General features: G+C 40.0%; 18 protein-coding genes. 12 read left to right on the forward strand and 6 right to left on the reverse strand.

Annotation, left to right across the window (positions count from 1 at the left end):
• Positions 1–83: 83 nt before the first annotated feature.
• Both D9V35_RS00245 and D9V35_RS00250 read right to left on the reverse strand, forming a co-directional pair.
• Positions 84–1,355 (reverse strand): MFS transporter, encoded by a 1,272-nt coding sequence (locus D9V35_RS00245; RefSeq protein ID WP_231504036.1) that lies wholly within the window; start codon positions 1,353–1,355, stop codon positions 84–86.
• Between the two features lie 88 nt (positions 1,356–1,443).
• Positions 1,444–2,487 carry an NAD(P)-dependent alcohol dehydrogenase gene (locus D9V35_RS00250; RefSeq protein WP_110439272.1) on the reverse strand — a complete coding sequence of 348 codons (1,044 nt, stop codon included), beginning with the start codon at positions 2,485–2,487 and terminating at the stop codon, positions 1,444–1,446.
• Positions 2,488–2,776: 289 nt separating this feature from the next.
• Here D9V35_RS00250 and D9V35_RS00255 point away from each other — a divergent pair, with 289 nt between their 5' ends.
• Both D9V35_RS00255 and D9V35_RS00260 read left to right on the forward strand, forming a co-directional pair.
• Positions 2,777–3,832 (forward strand): Gfo/Idh/MocA family protein, encoded by a 1,056-nt coding sequence (locus D9V35_RS00255; protein WP_240993379.1) that lies wholly within the window; start codon positions 2,777–2,779, stop codon positions 3,830–3,832.
• Positions 3,833–3,904: 72 nt separating this feature from the next.
• Positions 3,905–4,228, forward strand: coding sequence for a DUF1971 domain-containing protein (locus D9V35_RS00260; RefSeq protein WP_110439274.1), 324 nt, complete (start codon positions 3,905–3,907; stop codon positions 4,226–4,228).
• Positions 4,229–4,295: 67 nt separating this feature from the next.
• On the opposite strand, the gene rpiB is transcribed toward D9V35_RS00260, so the two are convergent.
• Positions 4,296–4,754, reverse strand: a complete 459-nt coding sequence (gene rpiB, locus D9V35_RS00265; protein ID WP_110439275.1) for a ribose 5-phosphate isomerase B — start codon at positions 4,752–4,754, stop codon at positions 4,296–4,298.
• A gap of 210 nt (positions 4,755–4,964) precedes the next feature.
• Here rpiB and D9V35_RS00270 point away from each other — a divergent pair, with 210 nt between their 5' ends.
• The 5 genes from D9V35_RS00270 (at position 4,965) to dhaL (ending at position 9,880) form a co-directional block, all read left to right on the forward strand.
• Positions 4,965–6,080: an MDR/zinc-dependent alcohol dehydrogenase-like family protein gene (locus tag D9V35_RS00270; protein ID WP_230882806.1), complete on the forward strand. Its 1,116-nt coding sequence runs from the start codon at positions 4,965–4,967 to the stop codon at positions 6,078–6,080.
• A gap of 64 nt (positions 6,081–6,144) precedes the next feature.
• The gene (locus D9V35_RS00275) at positions 6,145–7,422 is read left to right on the forward strand and encodes an MFS transporter (RefSeq protein WP_240993380.1); all 1,278 of its coding nucleotides are present in this window, start codon (positions 6,145–6,147) and stop codon (positions 7,420–7,422) included.
• A gap of 18 nt (positions 7,423–7,440) precedes the next feature.
• The gene (locus tag D9V35_RS00280) at positions 7,441–8,196 is read left to right on the forward strand and encodes an SDR family oxidoreductase (RefSeq protein WP_122122836.1); all 756 of its coding nucleotides are present in this window, start codon (positions 7,441–7,443) and stop codon (positions 8,194–8,196) included.
• A 35-nt stretch (positions 8,197–8,231) separates the two neighbouring features.
• The gene (locus tag D9V35_RS00285) at positions 8,232–9,230 is read left to right on the forward strand and encodes a dihydroxyacetone kinase subunit DhaK (RefSeq protein WP_122124222.1); all 999 of its coding nucleotides are present in this window, start codon (positions 8,232–8,234) and stop codon (positions 9,228–9,230) included.
• Positions 9,231–9,235: 5 nt separating this feature from the next.
• Positions 9,236–9,880 carry a dihydroxyacetone kinase subunit DhaL gene (gene dhaL, locus D9V35_RS00290; protein ID WP_122122837.1) on the forward strand — a complete coding sequence of 215 codons (645 nt, stop codon included), beginning with the start codon at positions 9,236–9,238 and terminating at the stop codon, positions 9,878–9,880.
• A gap of 66 nt (positions 9,881–9,946) precedes the next feature.
• Here the strand turns inward: dhaL and D9V35_RS00295 are convergent, their stop codons facing one another.
• The 3 genes from D9V35_RS00295 to D9V35_RS00305 all read right to left on the reverse strand — a co-directional run bounded on the left by D9V35_RS00295 (position 9,947) and on the right by D9V35_RS00305 (position 13,194).
• Positions 9,947–11,488, reverse strand: a complete 1,542-nt coding sequence (locus D9V35_RS00295; RefSeq protein ID WP_122122838.1) for a carbohydrate porin — start codon at positions 11,486–11,488, stop codon at positions 9,947–9,949.
• Positions 11,489–11,558: 70 nt separating this feature from the next.
• Positions 11,559–12,629 carry a histidinol-phosphate transaminase gene (gene hisC, locus D9V35_RS00300; protein ID WP_122124223.1) on the reverse strand — a complete coding sequence of 357 codons (1,071 nt, stop codon included), beginning with the start codon at positions 12,627–12,629 and terminating at the stop codon, positions 11,559–11,561.
• 31 nt (positions 12,630–12,660) lie between these two features.
• Complete coding sequence (locus D9V35_RS00305) at positions 12,661–13,194, reverse strand: ankyrin repeat domain-containing protein (protein WP_122122839.1); 534 nt, start codon at positions 13,192–13,194, stop codon at positions 12,661–12,663.
• Between the two features lie 392 nt (positions 13,195–13,586).
• On the opposite strand from D9V35_RS00305, the gene tkt reads away from it, so the two are divergent.
• The 5 genes from tkt to nifJ all read left to right on the forward strand — a co-directional run bounded on the left by tkt (position 13,587) and on the right by nifJ (position 25,118).
• A complete protein-coding gene (tkt, locus tag D9V35_RS00310) occupies positions 13,587–15,641 on the forward strand; it encodes a transketolase (RefSeq protein ID WP_122122840.1) in 2,055 nt (684 codons plus the stop codon).
• A 70-nt stretch (positions 15,642–15,711) separates the two neighbouring features.
• Positions 15,712–18,552: a bifunctional transaldolase/phosoglucose isomerase gene (locus D9V35_RS00315; protein ID WP_122122841.1), complete on the forward strand. Its 2,841-nt coding sequence runs from the start codon at positions 15,712–15,714 to the stop codon at positions 18,550–18,552.
• A gap of 72 nt (positions 18,553–18,624) precedes the next feature.
• Positions 18,625–19,608, forward strand: coding sequence for a phosphogluconate dehydrogenase (NAD(+)-dependent, decarboxylating) (gnd, locus tag D9V35_RS00320; protein ID WP_110439283.1), 984 nt, complete (start codon positions 18,625–18,627; stop codon positions 19,606–19,608).
• Positions 19,609–19,864: 256 nt separating this feature from the next.
• Positions 19,865–21,493: an NAD(P)-binding protein gene (locus D9V35_RS00325; protein WP_122122842.1), complete on the forward strand. Its 1,629-nt coding sequence runs from the start codon at positions 19,865–19,867 to the stop codon at positions 21,491–21,493.
• Between the two features lie 49 nt (positions 21,494–21,542).
• The gene (gene nifJ, locus D9V35_RS00330; protein ID WP_240993381.1) at positions 21,543–25,118 is read left to right on the forward strand and encodes a pyruvate:ferredoxin (flavodoxin) oxidoreductase; all 3,576 of its coding nucleotides are present in this window, start codon (positions 21,543–21,545) and stop codon (positions 25,116–25,118) included.
• Positions 25,119–25,299: the final 181 nt, after the last annotated feature.

A 25,299-nucleotide genomic window follows, 5' to 3' on the forward strand; every position in this document is an offset into this window, starting at 1 on the left:
CCATATTAGGGGTATTAGCCTAATATGGTTATATTGTTATATAGCGTCCGGGTGATTGCTGATTGTTGTTACGTTAATTGTAATTAAAAAGGTTTATCAACACCGGGTTGTTTGAGGCGGATAAAATAGGTCATGATTGCCGCACAATAATATAAGAAACCAAAAATTATGAAGACGCTAAAATGTCCCAATCCTGTAAAAAGAATGAGAGAAACCAAAGCGGGTCCGCCAAAATTGCTTAGACCACCACCAAGATTTTGGATGGATACGGCTGCCCCTTTATGTTCAGGTGTTAACATTGGGAAAATGGCTCCCATTGGAACAAAGGCTGTAATGGTCAGGGCAAAAAACAGGATTCCGCATATGCTAGCCCATATATTTCCGGGAAACCAGACCGGAATAAAATAAAGCAGGATAGTTGCCGTTCCACATCCTATAAATCCCGCCCATCGCATTTGCTTTAACCAACCAATACGATCGCCGATAATGCCCCATAGAACATTGGTAAAAGGTTGGATAGGATATATACTAAGGCTGATAATTTTCCATTGTTCATCCGTAAAATGTCCACCATGTTCAGACGTGTAGAAAATAGGCATTACGACCGCAAGAATACCAAAAAGGGAAAAGTTACAGATCGCACGGGTTATGAGTGCAATTGCCAGATCACGATTATAAAAAACGAGTGAGAGATCTTGGATAATACCTTTAAATTTGTGTTCGAATGAATGAATCTGATGATTTTTCTTTTCTATAACGGGCGCCTTGAGAAGGAAAAAGGCGATTGCACCACCTGCAGTTGCCCAGCCTATGGATTGCCATAAAGTGTTGATCTCGCCAAAGTAACGGACAGAATAAATCGGTAACAAATTTCCGAGAATGCCAAACCCTATGGTGAACATGGACCAGATCCACCCCACCGCCGAGGCAAGCTGGCTGTCTGGGGTTTCTTTTACAACCCAATAGAAAAATGCATAAAAGAATAAGGGATAAGCAAAACCGCGTAGACCATAGAATAGCAACATCATGTAATAGTTATGAGGTATAACTCCGAAAAGCATAAAGGCTGCGTGAAAAACAATCCATGTAATGGCACCAACCATCATGATTTTTTTTGCACCAAATGTTTCAGCTAGAACGCCAGAAAGCCAGCTTGAAATTGCAGCGGTTAACCCATAAGCAGCAAAAATAAGGCTGACTTTTTTTTCTGCGAATCCCAGTGTAACAATGTATTTGGAAAGGAAATTCAGTTCAAGACCGTCGCCAATCATGAAAAGGGCAATGGCAATATACCCCCAAAATAGAGAGACTGGCATTCCCATCATCATACGTGATTTTGTTTGGATATTATTCATAAGTAATCTTTGAGCATGATAAGTTTATAAAAAAAGCCCGAATTGAATTGATTTCGGGCTTTGTATCGGAATAAAATTCAGAAGAATCTTATTCGGGCATTTCAATTTGCAATTTTACATCAGTAGGTTGTGCTGATGCGGCCCGTTCAAAAGCCTCGATACTTTTTGAGAATGGATAAACTCCAGAAATTAATGGCTTGATATCAATCTTTCCAGAAGCAATCAGATTAATGGTCCGGTCATAAACATGTGCATATCGAAAGATTGTTTCCATATGTATTTCCTTTGCTTGTGCAGTAACAAGATCAAAGGGGATCTTGTCAACGGGCATCCCTACAAATACTATGGTTCCACCAGGGCGGACACAGGCCAATACGGTGTCATAAGCGGAGGGATGTCCTGAAGCCTCAAAAACGACATCTGCCCCCCAGTCTTTACCGCATTCCGCCTTGACTCTTTCCTCTACGGATTCATTTTTCAAATTAATTGGGATAATGCCATGATATTGTTTGGCAATATCCAGTTTGGGTTGAGCAAGATCAGAGATGAAAACCTTGCTTGCGCCAGAGGCAAGTGCGGCAAGTGCGGTCAGAATACCAATTGGACCACATCCTGTCACTAAACAGATATCGCCAGGTTTTAATCGGGCTTTTACGGCAGCCTGAACGCCAATGGCAAGAGGTTCAACAAAGGCACCTTCCTCGAAAGATACGTTGTCGGGCAGTTTAAATGTAAAAGCAGCGGGATGTACCACCGTTTCCGTTAAGCATCCATGAACGGGTGGGGTTGCCCAGAACACGACGTCAGGATCAACATTGTAAATACCGAGTTTTGTTGCGCGTGAGTGTGGATTGGGTATGCCGGGCTCCATACATACACGATCCCCAACCTTTAAATTTTCAACATTTTTGCCTGTCTCAATAACAATACCAGAAGCCTCGTGCCCGAGCACCATTGGTTGATTTACGATAAAAGGGCCAATTTTTCCATGTGTGTAGTAATGTACATCACTTCCACAAATACCAACATTACGTATTTTTATTTTAACGTCATTATCCCCTACTGTAGAGGGTAAATCAATGTTACGGATACTTAATTTGCCTTTTTCTTCAAGTACAAGAGCTTGAGCCATGAAATGTTCCTTACTGGAATAAACATATAAAATACACAATTATGTTACCAATATTCCGTAAGTATGAAAAATAACAAATGTGTTATTTCAAAGTAATTTCATTCTATTTATAAAAGATTGAAATAGCAATTTTTAATAAAAAAATATTTGTTCGTAATTATAAATAGTTTTATTGTTATTACAGTTCAGTAGTTTATATAACTATTACATTTAATTGGATAATGACAGAAATATTTTATTTATTTTTTTGTCATTTTGTTTAAATAAAAAATTCCAAGAAAAGAGTTCGATGATGATTAAACAAATATCAGGTAACAAAACATTAAAGATTGGAATCATTGGTACTGGAGCTATTGGTCAGGATCATATCAAACGATGTACGAACTTTTTATCAGGAGTCGAGGTTGTTGCTGTCAGTGACATTGATAAAAAATCTGCACAGAATGCCATTTCCACATATGGATTGGATGCTAAAGCATATGAATCAGGGAACGATTTGATTCAAGCGAAAGAGGTGGATGCAATTATCATTGCCTCTTCAGGTAAAACCCATGCGGAATATATATTGTCTGGCATTGAGGCAAAAAAATTCATTTTTTGTGAAAAGCCGCTGGCAACGACAATCGAGGAATGTCAAGCAATCATTGAGGCTGAGCAAACATATGGAAAACGTTTAGTTCAGGTTGGATTTATGCGCTCTTATGATCGGCGATATCAAGAACTGAAAAAAATCATTCAAGATAAAAAATTAGGCCAGATCCTGATGATACATGCGGCACATAGGAATCAGGAGTGTCCAGAGAATTTTACATCTGAAATGGTTATAACGGATACCTTAATTCATGAACTGGATATATTTCGTTGGTTGTTGAACGATGAATTTGTTACCGCAAGTATGATTCCAATCCGTAAAACATCAAAAGCGCCAAAAGGCTTGCAGGATCCTCAGTTTGCACTTTTGGAAACCCAATCAGGAATCAGAATTAATGTGGAATTATTTGTAAACTGTCAATATGGTTACGATATCAAATGTGAAATTGTGGGTGAAGAAGGTGTGGCCAGCTTACCCGCTCCTGCTGCTGTTTCAATATGCCAGCATGAAAAACGGTATGATCAAATTTTGGCAAATTGGCAGGATTGGTTTTTGGAAGCCTATAATATTGAAATACAGGAATTCATTAATGAATGTCTGGTTGGAAAATTACAAGGTCCGGACGCATGGCGGGGATATATGGCGACTTATGTGGCCGAATTCTGTATTGAATCTCAAAAAAAAGGTCAGGAAATTGCAATACCCGTCTTGAAATGTCCCGATTTTTATAGGTCTGATAATAAAATTGAGTAAATTTATAAAAAATTGGAATATATTTTAAGTATAGAATCTAAATCATGATTATTTTTAACAGATAATGAGGAAATGATGAATGCTGTAAAACAGAATTATGGGGATGGTAAATTGGTTTGCTATAAAACTTTGCCAATATGGAATGTAAAAACTTTACCAAAATCTTTCAAGGAATGCCATAATACAAAAGAGGGTGTCTGGGCAAAATTAAAGATATTATCAGGATCTTTGGTAATGGAATTTTTGAATGATAAAAAAGAAATTGAGAAAGAAACTGAATATTCAGTTGTGCATCAACCTGAAATGATAAAGCCACGCCAATATCATAAAATCGCTTCCTGCAGTGAGGATATGACCTGTCAGTTATCTTTTTATACAGTTTCGTCAAATGATTGATACGGGTATCTCCTGTTCCATAGACTATTAATCGATACCAATTAATAGTCTATGGAATTATGTAGGATTACTCGGAAATTGCTTTATCTTCGTAATACGCAATTCTTTTTACCTTAGGCTCTGATCTACCTTTTTCATATTCAGAATCAAGCCAGGCCTGAAGGATTGTTTTTGCCAGTTCTTCACCGATAACACGGGCACCTAATGTGATGATTTGTGCATTATTGCTTTTTCTGGCCCGTTCGGCGGAATAGGTATCATGGCATTGAGCCGCACGAATGCCGGGTATCTTATTTGCAACAATTGCCATTCCTATTCCAGTGCCACAAATCAAAATCCCTCTTTCATGTTTGCCGGACTTGATTGCCTGTCCTACAGACCAGGCAATATCCGGATACAGATTTGAATCGCGATTGGAATCGCTACTGTAGTCTGTCACTTCAATATTGTTGGATTGAAGCCAGTCTACGATTTTATTTTTTAAGTCAACAGCAGCATCATCGCAGCCGATAGCAATAGAAGGCATTTTTATATTCCTTAAAATTTCTCAAAATATTTCATTGTATTGGTGTATTAAAAATATTTTTAAAGATTCCCATTTATAGTATGTATTTTATAAAGTTTTTCACCAATAAATATACAAGTAATTTAGATTAAAAGATCACAAGAAGTTTATTTGTTTTTGAATATATTCTGGCTGATCATCATAGTAAACATTACAGATGAGCAGAGAAAAATGATGGAAAAAAACGGTAAACCTTCTATTACAAAAATAGATAATATTCCCAAGACAATGAAAGCAATTGTTGCTTATGCGCCACATGATTACCGTTTGGAAGAGGTTCCTGTACCACAAATTGGGTCTGAAGAAATTCTTGTTAAAGTAGAGGCGTGTGGAATTTGCGCTGGGGATACCAAAGCATTTGATGGGGCACCAAGTTTTTGGGGGGATGAAAAGCAACCTGCCTATATTAAGGCTCCCATGATACCCGGTCATGAATTTATTGGGCATGTTGTTGCCTATGGCGATAAAATCAAAGATTTCAAACTGAATGACCGTATTATTTCCGAACAAATTGTTCCTTGTTGGGAATGCCGTTTCTGTAAACGTGGTGAATACTGGATGTGTGAAAAACACGATCTTTACGGTTTTCAAAACAACGTTAATGGCGGCATGGCAGAATATATAAAATTGCCTAAAGAAGCGATTAACTATCATTTGCCAGATGATCTTCCCATGAAACAGGCTGTTCTGGTTGAACCATATGCCTGTTCATTACATGCCGTGCAACGTGCAAGTGTTAAGTTGGGAGATTTTGTGGTGCTATCTGGTGCTGGCACTCTGGGTTTAGGTATGATTGGCGCATTGAAAAAATCCGGCCCCGACAAACTGGTTGTTCTTGATTTGAATGATGATCGTTTAGCACTGGCTAAGAAATTCGGTGCTGATATCGTGATGAATCCAGCCCGTGAAGATGTCGTCAAGAAAATCAAGGATATGACCGAAGGATATGGTTGCGATATTTATATTGAAGCTACGGGTGCAGGCAAATCAGTAGAGCAGGGTCTGTCAATGATTCGCAAACTTGGTCGTTTTGTTGAATTTTCTGTATTCAAAGATCCAGTATCGGTTGACTGGAGTATCATTAGTGATCGTAAGGAGTTGGATGTCTTGGGATCACATTTGGGTCCTTATTGCTATCCCATGGTGATCAAGGGAATACAAAATGGTGATTTTCCAACGGAAGGCGTTGTAACGCATGTTTTCCCGCTAAAAGATTTTAAAGAAGCTTTTGACATAATGAAAAAAGGAGTGGGTTCTTTAAAGGTCGTACTCGATCCAAATTTATAATTTATTGAATTTTAGCCATCTAATTATTTGAAAGTAATTTATTTACTAAGAGGGAGACCTGCACGTGAACAAAGTCATAGAGAGACTTTTCATTTCTCCAAAATTGATGTTGGGTTATTTTGGAGTATTAATTTTCATGGCTGGTGAAGGGCTGGAACAGAACTGGTTGTCTCCCTTTTTACAACAGCATGGTCTAACTGCACATCAGGCTTCTACCATTTTCACGGTTTATGGATTGATGGTTGCCATTTCATCATGGCTTTCAGGTGTTTTGGCAGAGATTTTCGGGGTTCGGAAAGTGATGACCATTGGACTTGTCCTTTTTTTTGTAGGGTCATTTCTTTTTTTGGTTTTTGGTATTCCAACTTATAATTTTAGCGTTATATTGCCTACCTATGCAGTGCGGGGACTTGCTTATCCTCTGTTCGCTTATGGTTTTCTAGTTTCAGTTGCATATGAGGCTCCCCGTGAACGGTTGGGAGGTGCTGTCGGTATGTTCTGGCTTGTTTATGCAGGTGGGATTTCCGTTCTGGGAACTGGCTATTCAAATATTATGCTTTATTATTTCCATATGGAAAACCTTCATTTATTGTGGACAGCATTGATTTTTGTTGCTGTAGGTGCTGTTATTGCATTGAGTCTAAGTGGGAAAAAATCTGCCCAAAATAATTATCCAGAAGATGATGAAACCCATTCATTAAAACATTTGTTAAAAGGTTTAACGATTGTTTATGAAAAACCAAAAGTGGGGATTGGTGGTCTTGTCCGGATGATTAATACAAGTGCCGCATACGGTTTTTCAGTTTTTATGCCAACTTTTTTATTCGGTATGGGATATGCTGAAAATGCGTGGCTTGAAGTTGCCGTGTATTTATGGATGGGTAATGTTGTATTCAATCTTATCTTTGGGGCCGCAAGTGACAAATTGGGGTGGCGTAACGTTGTTATGTGGTTTGGCTGTATAGGCTGTGCATTGAGCGTTATGGCATATACCTATTGCATTTCTATTCATGCGGATCTTTTCACCATAAAAATATGCGCCGCTATATATGGTGCATTGCTTGCAGCATTTGTTCCTTTATCAGCCATTATGCCAAATCTTGCCCCTGAAAATAAGGGTGCGGCCATGTCAATTCTTAATTTTGGTGCAGGAATGAGTTACTTTTTTGGTTATGCAATTGTCATGCTTTTTCAAGGGATCATTGGTAATTTCGGGGTAATGTACATTTATATTGGGCTCTATTTTGTTGCTGCAGCATTAATGATTTTTGTCAAGGTTCAACAATATAAAAATGAAACAATTGATCAAGAAGTCGGTGTGGCAATAGAAGAAACATTATAGCCTATTAAGGAGAGGTTTATGTCAACAAATCAAATGTTTGATTTATCAGGTAAAACTGCACTTGTTACCGGGGGGGCTGCCGGTATCGGAAACGAGATTGTTCGGACTTTTTTACAAAAAGGTGTAAAGGTAGCGTTGTTGGATCGACTTGATACCATTGATCAAGTTGCAAAAAATCTAAGTCCAGATAATGCTATTGGTATCCAGGTTGACGTAACGAATAAAAAACAGGTTGATCAGGCAGTAAAAAAAGTTGTTGATCATTTTGGCCGTATAGATATTGCTGTAAATTGTGCGGGTGTTGCTTTGCTTGATGCAGCTGAAACGCTCAGTGAGGAAATGTGGAATGCGACTATTAATATTAATTTAACTGGTACCTATTGGGTTGCCCAGGCAGTGGGAAACGTGATGTTAAAACAAAAGAGTGGATCCATTATTAATATGGCTTCACAGGCGGGGGTTATCGCCTTGCAAAAACATGCTGCTTATTGTGCCAGCAAGGCAGGTGTTATTGGATTGACACATGTACTGGCATTGGAATGGGGACCTCATGGGATCAATGTTAATGCGATTTCTCCAACCGTTGTTTTGACGGAACTTGGGAAAAAAGCATGGGCAGGTAAAGTTGGTGAGGATATGAAGGCGCAAATTCCCATGCGCCGTTTTGCTGAACCCGAACAGATTGCCGCTGCAGCTGTTTATCTTGCCAGCTCTGAAGCATCTATTGTGAATGGTGCTAATTTAGTCATTGATGGTGGATTTACCATTCAATAAAAAGAAATAAAAAATAATGAGAATAAATAATGACAATGAACAGAATTATTAATGATCCAGATTTAGTCGTTGAAGATGCAATCGAGGGATATGTCGTCGCCCATCCAGAATTTTTTGAAAAAACGGATAATTCTAGAGTTCTAAAATATTCAGGTTCAGAAAAAAAAGGTAAAGTTGGCATTATTACAGGTGGCGGTTCCGGTCATGAACCAGCCTTTCTGGGATATGTAGGTAAAAATATGGTTGATGCAGTTGCAATTGGGGAAATTTTTTCCTCTCCCACTGCTGGTGCATTTTTGGATGCAATGAAAGCCGCAGATTCAGGTGCTGGTGTTGCTTGTTTATACGGTAATTATGCTGGCGATAATATGAATGTCAAGATGGCAATAAAGAAGGCCACAGCCGCTGGTATTACAGTCAAAACAGTTGTTGCCAATGATGATGTCGCTTCCGCACCGGCCAGTGAAATAGAGAAACGCCGCGGTGTTGCGGGTGAAATCCTTATGTGGAAAATTGGTGGGGCTGCCGCTGCCGAAGGATATGATCTTGATGGTGTTATTGCCGCTGCTCAAAAAGCAATAAATAACTGTCGTTCAATTGGGGTTGGCTTGAGTTCTTGTACTATTCCTGCAGTTGGAAAACCAAATTTCCATATTGAAAAAGGAACAATGGAATTGGGTATTGGCCATCATGGTGAACCTGGAATCAAGGTTGTTCCTATAGAAACGGCAAAAGAGATGGCGGAAACCATGCTTCATCCAATCATGGAGGAAGGTCTTTTTGAACCCGGATCTGAAGTGGTCGTGCTGGTTTCCGGCCTTGGAGCAACACCTGTTATGGAGCTTTATATCTATTATGCAGAGGTTGAACGTCTTTTGAAGGCTAAAAATGTCAAGATCCATCGCTGTTATGTAGGAAATTATTTTACTTCTCTTGAAATGATGGGTGTGACGCTTTCCGTTATGAAATTAGATGCGGAATTAAAAAAACTGATTGATATTCCTGCACGTTCTTTGGGTTTGGTACAGGAGTAAATGGCATGACAGAAGTGGCTAAAATTGAAAATGGCACCGAGATTGTTGATGATCTAATCAGCTGTATCGTGAATAACCGTGATTATTTAAGCGAGATTGACGGTGCGATCGGTGATGGTGATCATGGGATCAACATGGCAAAGGGATTTAACATTTGCAAACATCGTATTGATGGGAAAAATCTTTCATTGTCAGAAGCCTTTGAAATATTAAGTGATTCCCTGATGGAGGGGATTGGTGGTTCAATGGGGCCTTTATATGGCAGTATTTTTGCTGGATGGGCTGAGGCAATTCAAGGTAAAAGTACCTTGAATTCAAATGAATTCAAGGAAATGCTTTCAAAAGGGTTGCATGAATTACAGGAAATTAGTTCTGCCAAACAGGGTGATAAATGTTTGCTTGATACTTTAATGCCTGCAATTGAAGGATTCAAAAAAGCGAATGAATCCGGAAAAACATTTCATGAAGCTTTGATTATTATGAAACAGGCAGCACATGATGGTAAGGAATCCACCCGCAATCTTGTTGCTAAAATAGGTCGTGCCAGTCGTTTGGGTGAACGTTCAAAAGGCATTTTGGATGCTGGTGCAACTTCTTGCTGTTTGTTGTTAACGCAACTTGCGGACAGTATTTCGAAAAGAATTTCCTAAATTTTTAAAAAATAAAATACAAGTTATATACATTATCGATTTATCGATAATGTATATAACCTTTTATTAAAAGTTGACCGTAGATCTCAATCCAAAAATGGCGGCATTTGGAATTTTCTTTTTACTATTTTCCTCAAGATTCAATCCTCCACCGGAACGGAAGACATATTGAAAATCAGGTTTTAACTCTAGCCATGATGTGGCCTGTATTTGCCAGGCGAGCTCGATATGATGTTCTGTTTTTCGAATACACCAGTATGGATCCGCAAAATTGCGGTAATCACGGTCATAATGTCTGGCACGATTGCCAGTATGGGCAAATCCCCAGCCAAAACCCAGGGAATCATGTTCCCGATTGAGAAGTCCCTTATAGACAATCCCTGCATCTCCTGCATAATTGATGGGGCTGCGGTCAGTTGGGCTGACTTGCATTCTTCCAAATATGCCAAGAGATTCTTTTTTGTTTACCGGGTTTCTCCATATCATTTGATCCATAATTCCATAAACTGACCAGGTATGGCGATGGTTGAGCATTGTTTGGGGATTGTCCGGATTTCCTAATGGATCCCCATCCCTGTTATAACGTTGATCCGGGAATTTTGAACTATCAAAATAGGCTCCCAACCGATAAGTTCCAGGATAAGCTGTATATTTTTCATCATCTTCATTGCCAGGATTCAGATGATATTGAATTTCATTGGTTATGAATACCCCGGTGGTAAAATTGAAATGTGTTCCTGATTGATGCTTGGAATATGGATCACAGGTAAATGGTCCGGATGGATTGCAAAAAGAAACATTGTTGGGATTACTGTCCGCAACTGCAAAAAGGTCCGTCCAGTGATCATTGGGTTGGAAACTGAAACGGATTGCAGGAGAGGCAACGGGATAGTCAATTCCTCCACTATAGGTATTGACTGATGGAATCATGGGCCATCCAAAAGAGGAGTTAATGAATAGCGTTGCATAATCGCTGATGTTAAACTCCTGGTCCAAACTTAATTTCCCGATGCGAACGGTCATTTTATTATCAAAAAATCCCTGTTGGTACCATAGCTCCCATAAACGAGTCGAGCGATCGCCTTCCCAACCACTGGTAGAGTTATAGGCTCCTATATTTTCTGCCGTAAAAGCCCGTCCTCGAAGTTGCAGGGCGCTAATGTTAAAAAGACCATTCTTAATTCCTGTCACTTTCTCGGGATCCCAGTTCAAGGTAACTGTGGTCAAACCTGTATAGGCAGCACCCTGCTTGATGCCCCCATAAGGATTTCCCCATACCTCATTGACATCCACCAGGGTGAGGGTCAGACCATATTGTGCCATAAGGGAACGTAATCCCAAAATATTTCCCAATAACATATCGTTGTTTTCGGGTGCCTGACCTGTATCCTTATCAAGGATTGTGGCTGGTGGAGGGGATTTTTTTACCGGGGTGGCACCGCTAATATTTGTCGATGGAGATGCACCCTGATTAACAATAGGGGAATTTCCAACCGCATGTGCTGAATGTTGATTAATCAGAGTTTGATATACAACAAAATTAATTAAAACAATTTTGGGTAAATTATTTTTTTTTGATAAAAATAGCTGGGAATAGCGATGAGACATTATAATACACTTCATTGCAAATGATTATTATTAACGCGAAATTAAAGTTAATCTTATTTATTTTGTATTGTCAATTAGTTGATATTATTGTGCTTATGACCTGTATCAGGATTTGACATTCTTTTTCTGTGCCAATTGTTATCCTAAGCCAGTTTTGAATGCGTGGAAGATTAAAATGTCTAACTAAAATTTTATTTTTTCTTAACTGTATTGCAAGCTCTTCACCAGATATCTTGGGATGAGATGTAAAAACAAAGTTTGATTTTGAATCGAGAGTTGTGAATCCTAATTCAGAAAGGGCATTGATCAGGTAATCTCTGTTTTTGATAATCTGTCGGGCATTATTAACAGACCATTGAATGTCTTTTACTGATGCAATCGCACCAATTTGTGCCAATCGATCTAAGGGATATGAATTAAAGCTGTCCTTTACACGTCTAATACCCTCAATTAATTGTGTGTTTCCAATTGCATAACCAACGCGTAACCCGGCAAAGGCGTGAAATTTCGAGAAAGTTCGAACAACTAGAAGATTTTGAAATTGATTGATAAGGGGAATGACCGATTTTCCACCAAAATCTATATAGGCTTCATCGATAATAACAATTTGTTCAGGGTGTGTTTCAAGGTAATGCCGGATTGTCTCCTGGTCAATCAGCAAGCCAGTTGGAGCGTTGGGGTTGGCAATGACGATCCCGCAAGCGTCCTCTGCATCATATTGTTCAAGGTCAATCTTGAAATTTCCGGTTAGGGGAATGGTTTTATAGTCAATATTGAAAAGATTGCAGTAAACAGGGTAAAAACTATAGGTTATATCTGGAAAGAGAACAGGTTTTTCATGTTTTAATAAGGCATGAAAGGCAAATCCAAGCACCTCATCAGAGCCATTGCCGACGAAAACCTGGTCTGGTTGGACATAATGCAAATCAGCCAAGGATTGACAAAGGGCCTGGGATGTAGGATCGGGATACAATTTTAATAAATTGTTGGTATTTGTCTGTATGGCTTTTAGTACGTTGGGGGATATATCATACGCATTTTCATTTGTATTAAGTTTGATAAGATTATTTACCTTGGGTTGTTCCCCAGGTGTGTAAGGAACTAAATTTTTGACAAAAGAACTCCAATAACGATTTTGCATAAGGATATACCTATTTAAAAAATTATGAAATTTAAATGTTTTGATAGTTTTCAAGTAAGTATATTAGATGTTTATTCCCCTGTTGTTCTGCAAGTTTTAAGGGTGTAAAGCCTTCCCCATCGGCGTGCCGAGGGTTCGCCCCGGCTTTTAATAAAATTTCAGTCATGTCGTTTCGGTTAAAAAGGATTGCAAACATCAAAGGTGTGCGTCCTAGATTATTGGGAATATCAACCGAGGCACCAGCCTTAATCAAAAGATTGGCCATTTCAACATGATCTTTGAAAGCTACGCCCATTAAAGCCGTTGCACCTGTTTTATCCTGCAGATCAGGATTTGCCCCGCTTTTTAATAGGAAAGTCGTTGCATCATGATGATTATTGTAAGTGGTTAAGATGAGAGGAGTATATCCTTTTTCATTCTGATGATTGATATTCATACCCGCGGCGATGAATTCTTCAAGCAAAGGAAGTGAACCTTCTCTAGCAGAATTGAAATAAAGCGTTTCTATTTCCTGTGAAGTGAATTCGGGGGAAGAACTAGAATCAAGAGAGGATGAAACCGTCATGGTATTGCCATATTATTGAGAGTTAATGAACAAAAATCTGGTTTTTATTTTATAGTGCCGCGTATAAAAAAGAAAGATCAAGAAAAATAAGATTTCTTTTATAGGAGAAAGTTTTATAAAAGTGTATGATTTTAATATAATTTAATATAATCGATAAAATTGATTACAGATAAAATGTTTTATTAATTGAACATTTGGCAGGGGTCAGAATTTATCGGAATATTAACAATTCGATCTTAAGTTAATTGATAGCTTTGTAGGATAAAATTTTTGTAATTTGAACAATCGATTTTTTTTCCTTTTTTATTGGGTGATATAAATTGATTTAAAAAAAACGATTAAATTTATGATTAACGAAGTTATTTTAAAAGTTGTTTGATGGAGAGACTTGAATGAATATGGATAAGGTATGTATTAATACCATTCGTGGACTTGCAATTGATCAAGTGCAGAAAGCTAACTCTGGTCATCCAGGTACGCCGCTTGACTTGGCACCCGCGACATATGCCTTATGGAATAATATTTTAAATTATGATCCTGCGAATCCATTGTGGCCGGCCCGCGATCGTTTTGTTTTGTCAGGTGGTCATGCCTGTTCCCTTTTATATGCCATGATTCATTTAAGCGGTATTAAGGAAGTGACACGTCAAGGTAAAGTGGAAAACAAACCAGCCTTAACCCTTGAAGATTTAAGTCAATTCAGACAGCTCAATTCAAAAACGCCCGGTCATCCAGAGTATTTGCATACCACCGGAATTGAAACCACAACAGGACCTTTAGCTCAAGGGATTGCAACGTCTGTGGGGATGGCGATTGCCCAGGAATGGTTTGCTGCACGTTATAATCGACCAGAATTTCCATTGTTCGATTATCATGTCTATGCCTTTTGCGGTGATGGTGATCTTATGGAGGGGATTTCCTATGAGGCGGCCTCTCTTGCAGGACATTTGAAGTTAGGTAACCTTATCTGGGTATATGATCGGAACCGTATTACGATCGAGGGCAATATCAATATTGCCTTTACAGAAAATGTTGAAAAACGTTTTGAAGCTGCAGGATGGAAAATCTATCATGTGAAAGATGGTAACGATATCGATGATTTCCAAAATAAGATTAATCAAGCGCGTCAAAATAAAGACATGCCAAGTTTCATCGTCATTGATAGTGTTATCGGGTATGGGTCTCCTAATAAAGCGGGAAAATCAGTAGCGCATGGTGAACCGCTTGGGGTGGAAGAAGTTAAAGCGACCAAAAAGAATCTTGGTTTGCCTGAAGACAAAGATTTCTTTGTCCCTGATGGTGTAATGGATCATTTTAAAGCCAATATTGGTAAAAGAGGGGCTGCAGCCTATCAAAAATGGCATACGCTGTTTGCGGATTATAAGGTAAAATATCCCGAGTTGGGTCAAGAGATCGAGGATATTTTAAATCATCGCCTACCAAAGGGATGGGACAAGGATATTCCAATTTTTGCGCCTGATGCCAAAGGGGTTGCATCGCGGGCCAGTTCAGGTAAGGTATTGAATGCCATTGCGAAGAATGTTCCCTGGTTAATCGGTGGGTCTGCTGATCTTGCCCCCTCTAATAAAAGCAATCTGGATTTTGAAGGGGCCGGGGTTTTTCAGAATCCTGCTTATGGCGGTACATATGATGGACGGAATTTTCATTTTGGCGTTCGTGAACATGCCATGGGGGCAATTGTCAACGGAATGGCCTTAAGCGGTTTGCGTTCGTATGCCGCAGGATTTTTCATTTTTTCTGACTATATGAAAAATCCCATCCGTTTGTCTGCATTGATGCATTTGCCGGTCATATATATTTTTACGCATGATAGTATCGGGGTTGGTGAGGACGGTCCGACACATCAGCCAGTTGAGCAGTTGGTTCACTTTAGGGCAACGCCTAATCTTGTTGTTTTTCGTCCCGCCGATGCAAACGAGGTTGTCGAGGCATGGAAATATGCGATGCAGGAAAATTCTAAACCAGTCATTCTGGCATTAAGTCGTCAGAATTTGCCAACAATTGACCGCCATCAATATGCTTCGGCAGAAGGGCTTAAAAAGGGTGCTTATGTTATTGCGGATTGTGAAGGTAAGCCAGACTTGATTCTCATGGCGACAGGAAGCGAGGTTGGTTTGATTATGGAAGCTTATCAGGTTTTAACAAAATCCGGAAAAAAGATTCGGGTTGTTTCAATGCCCTCATGGGAACTTTTTGAAGAACAGTCCAAGTCTTATCGTGATCAGGTTTTGCCTCCTGATATAACAGCACGTGTCGCGGTTGAACAGGGATCTCCCATTGGATGGGATCGTTATGCTGGAACAACCGGTGCAATCATCGCTATGCGTGGTTTTGGTGCCTCTGCTCCCTATAGTGATCTACAGAAAAAATTCGGGTTTACTCTTGAAGCTGTTTTACAAGCGGCACAGGAACAATTGACAAGGTAAATGTAGTGAATCCTTCTTAATTTATTAAGAAGGATTTTTTGTCGCAGCATATTTAAGGAAAGAAATAGAAATGGTTGAAAACCCTCTCATTAAATTAGAACAGTATAGACAATCACCTTGGCTAGATTTTATCCAGCGTTCATTTACACAAAGCGGTGGGTTAAAAAAACTGGTTGATGAAGATGGATTAAAGGGTGTTACTTCCAACCCTTCAATTTTTGAAAAGGCAATGGGGCATGGCACTGACTACGATGAACAATTTAAACAACTGATTTCTTCGGGAATCACCGATGTTGTTACCTTATATGAAACAATGGCGATTGATGATATCCGTGCGGCCTGTTCAGTATTGTATCCTGTATGGGAAAAAACCCATGGGCTGGATGGATATGTCAGTTTGGAGGTTTCTCCATATATCGCTATGGACGGGCATGCAACATTGGAAGACGCACGCCGATTATGGAAAAGGGTTGCTGAAAAGAATCTTATGATCAAGATTCCAGCAACAGCACCTTGTATTGCCGCTATTGAAGGGGCCATTGCCGAGGGAATCAATGTTAATGTAACTTTATTATTTTCCTTGGATATGTACAAACAGGTTCTTGAAGCGTATATCAAGGGGCTTGAAGCGCATCTTGCCAAGGGTCATCATATTGCGCATATTGCCAGTGTGGCCTCTTTCTTTATTAGTCGTATTGATACGGCCATTGATAAGCAAATTGATCAAAGGATCGCCGCAGGGGATAAGGAAAGCGGTGCATTAAAAGCTATTCGCGGTAAGGTTGCCATTGCAAATGCAAAACTTGCTTATCAGCATTATCTTGAAGTGATGCAAAGTGACCGATGGAAAAAACTTGAAGCTGCAGGAGCGAAACCCCAACGTTTATTATGGGCCAGTACAAGTTGCAAGGATAAGACATTTCCAGACACTATTTATGTTGATCAACTGATTGGTAGGGATACTGTCAATACAATTCCACCTGCCACCATGGATGCTTTTAGAGATCATGGTACTGTGGCTGACACCCTGGAACAAAATATTGATGAAGCTAAAAAGATTCTGGCTGAGGCTGAACATTTGAACCTTGATTTAAAAAAAGTTACGGATCAGTTATTGGAAGACGGTGTTAATTCATTTGCCGACGCTTTTGATCAATTATTGGGTTCTGTTGGTGAAAAGCAGATGATATTACAGGGGAATAAGCTAACTCATTTGCAGTCTGATTTACCTTCAGATTATGAAACCGCTGTAAAAACTGGTCTGGATAAATGGCGTAAGAATGGTACAGTCCGCAAACTGTGGGATCGTGAATCTTCTGTCTGGACGGGAAAGGATGAGAATAAATGGCTCGGTTGGCTTGATATTGTTGATCAACAGGTTGAAAATCTTGCTGAACTGGAGGAATTCCAAAAAGAAGTCAGGAATAGAGGTTTTACCGATATCCTTTTACTAGGTATGGGCGGATCAAGTCTTGGTCCTGAAGTTCTGGGAGAGGTTTTTGGACATCAGGCTGGTTTTCCGCGTCTTCATGTCCTGGATAGCACTGATCCACAGCAAGTGCACAGCTTCCAGCAGAAAGTGACAATTGCGACAACCCTGTTTATTGTTTCTTCGAAATCAGGCAGCACTCTTGAGCCTAATATTCTTAAGGCATATTTTTTCAATGAAGCCAAAAAGGTGCTGGGTGACAAAGTGGGGCAGCATTTTGTTGCGGTCACCGATCCGGGTTCCCATATGGAAGATGTGGCCAAGCAGGATGGTTTCTGGAAAATCTTTTACGGCTTGAAATCAATCGGTGGGCGTTATTCCGTTTTATCTAATTTTGGAATTGTTCCCGCAGCCGCAGCGGGATTGCCTTTACAGGAAATCCTGTATTCGGCCCAACGAATGGAAAAAGCTTGTTCTGCAGGATCTCCACCGGCACAAAATCCGGGAGTTCAACTCGGGACAATTTTCGGGGTTGGTGTTGCTGAATTCAAACGGGATAAATTTACAATCATAGCCTCACCTGATATTGGCTCCTTAGGTTCATGGCTTGAGCAACTTTTGGCAGAATCAACGGGTAAGGTTGGTAAAGGAATCATTCCTATAGATGAGGAAACCTTGACTGTTCCATCTGTATATGGAAAGGATCGTTTATTTATCTATTTACGGTTAGAGAATAAGATTGATCCTCAACAGGAAAAAGCAATTGCTGAATTAAAAGCGGCTCAACAGCCTGTTGTGACAATAAATCTACATGATAAAGCACAGATTGTTCAGACTTTTTTCCAAACTGAATTTGCAACCGCTGTGGCGGGTGCCTTCATTGGAATTAATCCTTTTGATCAACCCGATGTTGAAGCCAGTAAGATTGAAACCAAGAAAATTACAACTGCTTATAATGAAAAAGGTTCTCTTCCCGTTATTACCCCAATCGTTCAAGAGCAAGGGTTTGATCTTTATGCAGGTAAGGTTGAAATTGCAAAATTAAAAGGTCTTTCCACAATCTCCGAAGCCTTGAAAAGCTTTTTCAATGAAATTGCTGCAGGAGATTATGTTGCTGTTTTGGCCTATATTGAACGTGATTTGGCAACACGGGAGTGGATCCAGAAATTACGTCTGGCTATAAGAGACAAGAAAAAGGTTGCAACAGCGGCTGAATTCGGTCCCCGGTTTTTGCATTCAACTGGACAGGCTTATAAGGGTGGACCCAATAGTGGTGTATTTTTACAGATCACTGCCGATGATGATCATGATTTGCCTGTTCCTGGTGAAAAATACACATTTGGAATTGTGAAGGAAGCACAAGCTCGTGGTGATTTTGACGTATTATCGGAACGGGATAGAAGGGTTATCCGTATTCATGTAAAAGGGAATATGAAAGTTGGATTGGATAAATTAAGCCAATCAATTTTAAATATTCTGTAGATTAATCAACGTTTATATCTTACGATTACCACAAGATATAAACTTATTGTGATGAAAATGGAGAAATTAACTATGAAACTAGGTATGTATGGCTTGGGCAGAATGGGAGGTAACATGGCAATTCGTTTGGCTCGTCATGGTCATGAAGTTGTTCTGTTAAATCGTACGCGCAGCAAAAGTGAGGAAATTCATAATCAAGCTCCTAAAAGTACCATTGTCGATGATTTGAAATCTTTGGTAGAAGCATTGCCTTCCCCAAAAATTGTTTGGATTATGTTGCCTTGTGGTGAAGTGACAGAACAGGCAATCAAAAGTCTTGGAGATATGTTAAATAAAGGGGATATCGTTATTGACGGTGGAAACACGTTCTATAAAGATGACATACGTCGTGCAAAAATGCTGGAAGCAAAGGGTATTCACTATGTTGATGTTGGAACTTCTGGTGGCGTTTGGGGCCTGGAACGTGGATATTGCATGATGTATGGTGGCAGTAAGGAAGCTGTTGACCATATTGATCCGATTTTGGACTCTTTGGCTCCTGGAATGGGCGATATTCCACGTACAAAGGGACGTAATGCCAATTTGAATCCCCGTGCGGAAAAAGGTTACCTTCATTGTGGTCCCGCAGGTTCTGGACATTTTGTTAAAATGGTTCATAACGGTATTGAATACGGTATGATGCAGGCCTATGCAGAAGGGTTTGATATTATGCGTACCAAAGGGTCAGATCGTTTACCTGAAGATGAACGTTTTGATTTGAATATGGCAGATATTGCAGAAGTATGGCGTCGTGGCAGCGTTATTCCGTCGTGGTTGTTGGATTTATGTGCGGATGCGCTTGCAAAGGATGGTACTCTTGCAGGTTTTAAAGGTGATGTTGCAGATACGGGAGAAGGGCGCTGGACCATTGAAGCCGCAATTGAAGAGGCTGTTCCTGCCCCCGTTATAACTTCCGCTTTATTCACCCGTTTTCGTTCCCGTTCAGGAAATACGTTTGGCGAAAAGATGTTGTCAGCAATGCGTTTTGGTTTTGGTGGCCATGTAGAAAAGAAATAATATAAATTTTCCAATTTCATTGGAAAAGGCCTTAATCCTCACGATTAAGGCTTTTTTTTATAAATTTTATACAAAATATATAAGGAATATATAGAGTTAGTGAAATAAATCAAATTTATTTTACTAACATTACGTTAAACAAAATTCGCTATTGAATGGTTTATGACATAATAATTTTCTAACAACATACATAAGCATAATGGTTTTTCATAAAGATTATAAAAATCTACAAGATATAATTTAAGGGTATCATCTAATGGGAACAAAACATCACGATATGAGTCCGGTCATTGATATGACTCAACAACAGTTTGGTGGGCCGGTAAGGAAATTATATCCTGTTTATAATCGCCATTTACCACCATGTAATTATGCCTGTCCCGCCGGTGAGGATATACAAGGGTGGCTTTCCCTTGCTCAAGAGGGAAAGTTTAGAGAGGCTTGGGAACATATTCTTGATAATAATCCCATGCCTGCAGTTCACGGGCGGGCATGTTATCATCCATGTGAAGGTTCATGTAATCGTAAAGAATTGGATGGATCTGTCACCATTCACGCTGTTGAACGGTTTTTGGGGGATATGGCTAATGACCGGGGATGGCAAGTTTCCGTTGCAGATAATCCTAATCGTAAACGTATTTTAATTGTTGGAGCTGGACCTGGGGGGTTATCTGCAGCTTATCATTTGTGTCGTATGGGGCATGAAGTTGTAATACGTGAGGCTTTTCCTGAACCTGGAGGCATGATGCGTTATGGCATTCCCGCTTATCGTTTACCGAGAGATATTCTAAAGCTTGATATTTATCGGATTGAACAGATGGGGGTCAAGATCAGATGTAATGATCCAGTGAGGGATTTATTGAAAGAAAAGCAGGAGGAACGGTTTGATGCGGTCTTTTTGGCAATAGGGGCTACAAAACCAAGTTTGTTAAATATTCCAATTGATAAGGAAGCGCATCTTTTGTCAGCCATAGAGTTTTTGGGTGATGTCAGTGTTGGGAAAAATCCAAAAATCGGTAAAAACGTTTTGGTCTATGGAGCCGGAAATACAGCGATGGATGCCGCTCGAACAGCCTTTCGTGCAGGGGCGCAAAAAGTAACGGTTATTTTCTTTTGGGATCGTTCGCATATGGAGGCGCATCAATTTGAGATTAAGGATGCAGAGGCAGAAGGTACTCAATTTAAATGTATGAGGACAATTGATTCTGTTTTTAAAGACAGGGTGATTTTACGGAAAATGATCATTGGCCAGGATGCTCGTCCGGAACCATCCGAGGAGATGGAGGAAATACAGATGGATACCGTTATTATGGCATTGGGACAGCAACCTGATAATCATTTTTTGCAAAATATTGAAGGAATAGAATTTGATTCAAAGGGGACTCTGGTTATTGATGCCCAGATGATGACTGGGGTTTCTGGCATATTTGCGGGCGGGGATGCTATTGACGGTCCTCGAAGTATCACGAATGCTGTGGGTTCTGGTAAAAAGGCTGCTCGGTTCATTAATGCTTGGCTGGATAATAAACCCTTTATTGTATCCCCAAAAAATCCGATTACCTATTATACGGATTTACATCTTCCCTTATTGGAGGATACACCTCAGATCCTACAAAAGGAATTGCCTGTTGAAAAGCGTGTTGGATTTACGGAAACATTAATCGGTTTTAATGAAAAGGAAGCTCTGTATGAAGCCAAACGCTGTCTTTCCTGTGGAAATTGCTATGAGTGTGATAACTGTCTGGCAGCTTGTCCAGAGGATGCTTTAACCAAAGCCGGAGTGGGAAAAGGGTATTTACTGGATATGGATCGTTGCACGGGATGTGCGGTCTGTTTTGAATCCTGTCCATGCCAAGCAATTGATATGACAGCTGAAAATATCTAAATATATTAATATTATATGCAGATAACGTCTCAAGAGAGGATGGTTATAGATGACTAATACAATAATGGACGCCAATACTGCAGTTGCCCATATTGCTTATCGTGTTAATGAGGTTTGTGCCATATTTCCGATTACGCCCTCATCCCCGATGGCTGAGCATATTGATGAATGGGCGGCAAAGGGAATTAAAAATATTTGGGGAAATATTCCCCTTGTTCAGGAAATGCAAAGTGAGGGTGGTGCTGCAGGAGCAGTACATGGCTCTTTACAAACAGGGGCATTAACAACAACCTTTACGGCATCACAGGGATTGTTGTTGATGTTGCCAAACATGTTCAAGATCGCTGGTGAATTGACCTCGACGGTTTTTCATGTGGCAGCACGTTCTGTTGCAACTTCTGCCCTGTCAATTTTCGGGGATCATTCTGATGTCATGGCAAGCAGAATGACAGGTTTTGGCATGTGCTGTTCTGCATCAGTCCAGGAAGCCCATGATTTGGCTTTGATTATGCATGCTGTTACATTGGAGGCACGTGTACCTTTCATTCATTTTTTTGATGGTTTTCGTACGTCTCATGAATTAAACACATTGGATATCATATCTGATGAGATTATGGCTAAAATGATCGATGATGAATTTGTCATTGCACATCGTGAACGGGCCCTAAATCCTGAAAAACCCTTTATTAGAGGAACGGCTCATAATCCTGACACATTTTTCCAGGCACGTGAAGCGGTTAATCCATATTACAACCGGGTTATCAAACTTGTTGAAAAATACGTAAAGCGTTTAGGGGATTTAACAGGGCGTTACCATGATCTGATTGAATATGTTGGGGATTCTCGGGCAGAACATGTTATCGTATTGATGGGATCCGCTGCCGAAACTGCTGACAATACAGCTGAAGCCCTCATAAAACAGGGGGAATCTGTTGGTGTTTTAAAAATTCGTCTCTATCGTCCTTTTCCTTCAGAAAAATTTCTCGAATTCCTGCCTACTTCAGTCAAACGAATTGCAGTTATGGATCGTACAAAAGAATCAGGTGCGTTGGGGGAACCTTTATATTTAGATGTGATGGCGACTTTGGCCGAGGCTGTCTCAAGGGGGAAAAGAAGGGATTTGCCCTTGATTATCGGTGGTAGGTATGGTCTTTCATCCAAGGATTTCACCCCTGCAATGGTCAAGGCCGTATTTGATGAGTTAAAGACAGAGAATCCTCGACATGGTTTTACAGTCGGTATCCAGGATGATTTAACCCATAACAGTTTAACCTATGATTCATCCTTTACAATTGATAGTGATCAAATTAAACGCGCCATGTTTTTTGGATTGAGTGCGGATGGAACCGTTGGGGCCAACAAAAATAGCGTGAAAATTATTGCTGAGGATGCAGGGGAATATGCACAGGGGTATTTTGTTTATGATTCTCATAAATCCGGTGCGCAGACCGTGTCCCATTTACGTTTTGGTAAAATTCCGATCAAGGCGGCCTATCTGGTTCAACGTGCCGATTTTGTCGGGTGTCATCATTTTCATTTCCTTTATCGTCAGGATATTCTTGAACATGTGGTGGAAGGTGGAGTTTTTCTGCTGAATGCGCATTATAATGCAGATGAAATTTGGCAACATTTACCTCGTTTGGTACAACAGCGTATTATTGAAAAGAAATTAAGATTTTACGTTGTTAATGCTTCAAAAGTTGCCCAGGAAGTTGGGTTGGGTATGCGCACCAATACGATTTTGCAAACCTGTTTTTTTGCAATTTCGGATATTCTTCCAAGGGATAAAGCGATTGAATATATCAAACATTCGATCAGGAAAACCTATCTTGTAAAAGGTGAGGATGTTGTACAGCAAAATTACAGGGCTGTTGATGCAGCCTGCGATAGCTTACAGCAAGTAAGGGTTCCAGACCGTGTATCAAGCAATATCGATCTTGAATGTCCTATTCCAGCAGATGCACCAGAGTTTGTTCATAAGGTTATTGCTCCTATGTTTGCGGGCAAGGGGGATCAAATTCCAGTAAGCTTGATCCCGGCAGATGGAACTTTTCCTTCCGGAACAGCCGTTTATGAAAAACGTAACGTTTCGGATTTTGTTCCTGAATGGCGAGAGGATCTGTGCGTGCAATGTGGTCAGTGCAGCTATGTTTGTCCACATAGTGTGATACGTTCCAAAACTTACCATGATCGTTATCTGGAAAAAGCACCAGAGGGATTTAAGACGGCACCTTTAAAAGTTAGGGGATATCCAAATATTAATTATACTTTGCAATTTTACGTGGAGGATTGCACAGGGTGTACTTTGTGTGTTGATGTATGTCCAGCGAAAAGTCCTATTGAGCCCGAAACCAGGGCAATCAATATGACAGCAAAGGAATCCCTGCTTGAAAGAGAAAAAAGGAATATTTTGTTTTTTGAAACTTTACCGGTTGATGATCGTAGCAAAGTTAATTTTTCGAATGTACGGGGTGTGCAGTTTCTGGAACCTTTATTTCAGTTTTCTGGTGCCTGTGCCGGATGTGGGGAAACGCCTTACCTGAAATTATTGACCCAGTTGTTTGGAGATCGCTTGCAAGTTGCCAACGCGACTGGTTGTTCATCAATCTATGGTGGCAATCTGCCTGTAACGCCCTGGTCTGTAAATGGAGAAGGACAGGGCCCAGCCTGGTCCAATTCTTTGTTTGAAGATAATGCCGAATTTGGATTGGGTTTTAGGATTGCTGTTGACAAACAGCTAGAAGTGGCCAGTTATTTATTGAAGCGATTGAGGGAAGAGGTCGGTACGGATCTGGCTGATGCGATTTTGAATTCATCACAGAAAGAAGAATCTGAAATTCAGGCCCAACGTTCACGGGTAAAAATGCTGAAGACACGTTTAGCTCGGCTTAACAGTGATGATGCAAAACGTTTATTGGCATTGGCTGATTACTTTATCCGTCGCAGTATCTGGATTGTTGGTGGAGATGGTTGGGCCTATGACATTGGTTACGGTGGTTTGGATCATGTTTTAGCGTCAGGTGAAAATGTCAATATCCTCGTGCTGGATACAGAGATGTATTCCAATACAGGAGGTCAGGCCTCAAAGGCGACACCGTTCGGATCAATTGCCAAATTTGCATCAAAGGGAAAAGAAACAATTCGTAAAGATTTGGCGTTAATGGCCATGACATATGATAATGTCTATGTTGCCCAGGTTGCTCTGGGTTCCAATCCGCAACATACCCTAAAAGCATTTCGCCAGGCCGAAGCTTATGATGGGCCATCGTTGATCATTGCCTACAGCCACTGCATTGGACAGGGAATAGATATGCGTCATGGATTGACCCAACAAAAATTGGCGACAGCATCCGGTTATTGGCCATTATTCCGTTTTGATCCTATGATGCGGAAAATTGGTAAAAATCCTTTCCAACTGGATTCAGCCAGACCACGTATTGCTTTAAAAGAATATGCGGGTAATGAAATCAGATATCGGAATCTAAAACGGATACGTCCGAATGATGCCGAGGAAATTATGGAAAATGCACAAAAGGCAATTGACCGTCGCTATAAACAATATGAGGCCCTGGCATCAATTGAAACGGATGAAGTCAATCCTGTTGTATTGGGATTAAAACATTGAGACTAAATTAAAATATGTGATTGATGACACTCCTTGACGATTACGGTCAAGGGGTGTTTTTATATTTTGACAATTATATATCGTCATATTTTATCAATTTGTGAATATAATATTTTTTCAATTGATTATTAGAAAATCAAAAATGGCTTTTTGGATGGTTTTAAAACATTTTAATACAGTT

Source organism: Commensalibacter melissae (genome assembly GCF_003691365.1).
Lineage (GTDB): Bacteria > Pseudomonadota > Alphaproteobacteria > Acetobacterales > Acetobacteraceae > Commensalibacter > Commensalibacter melissae.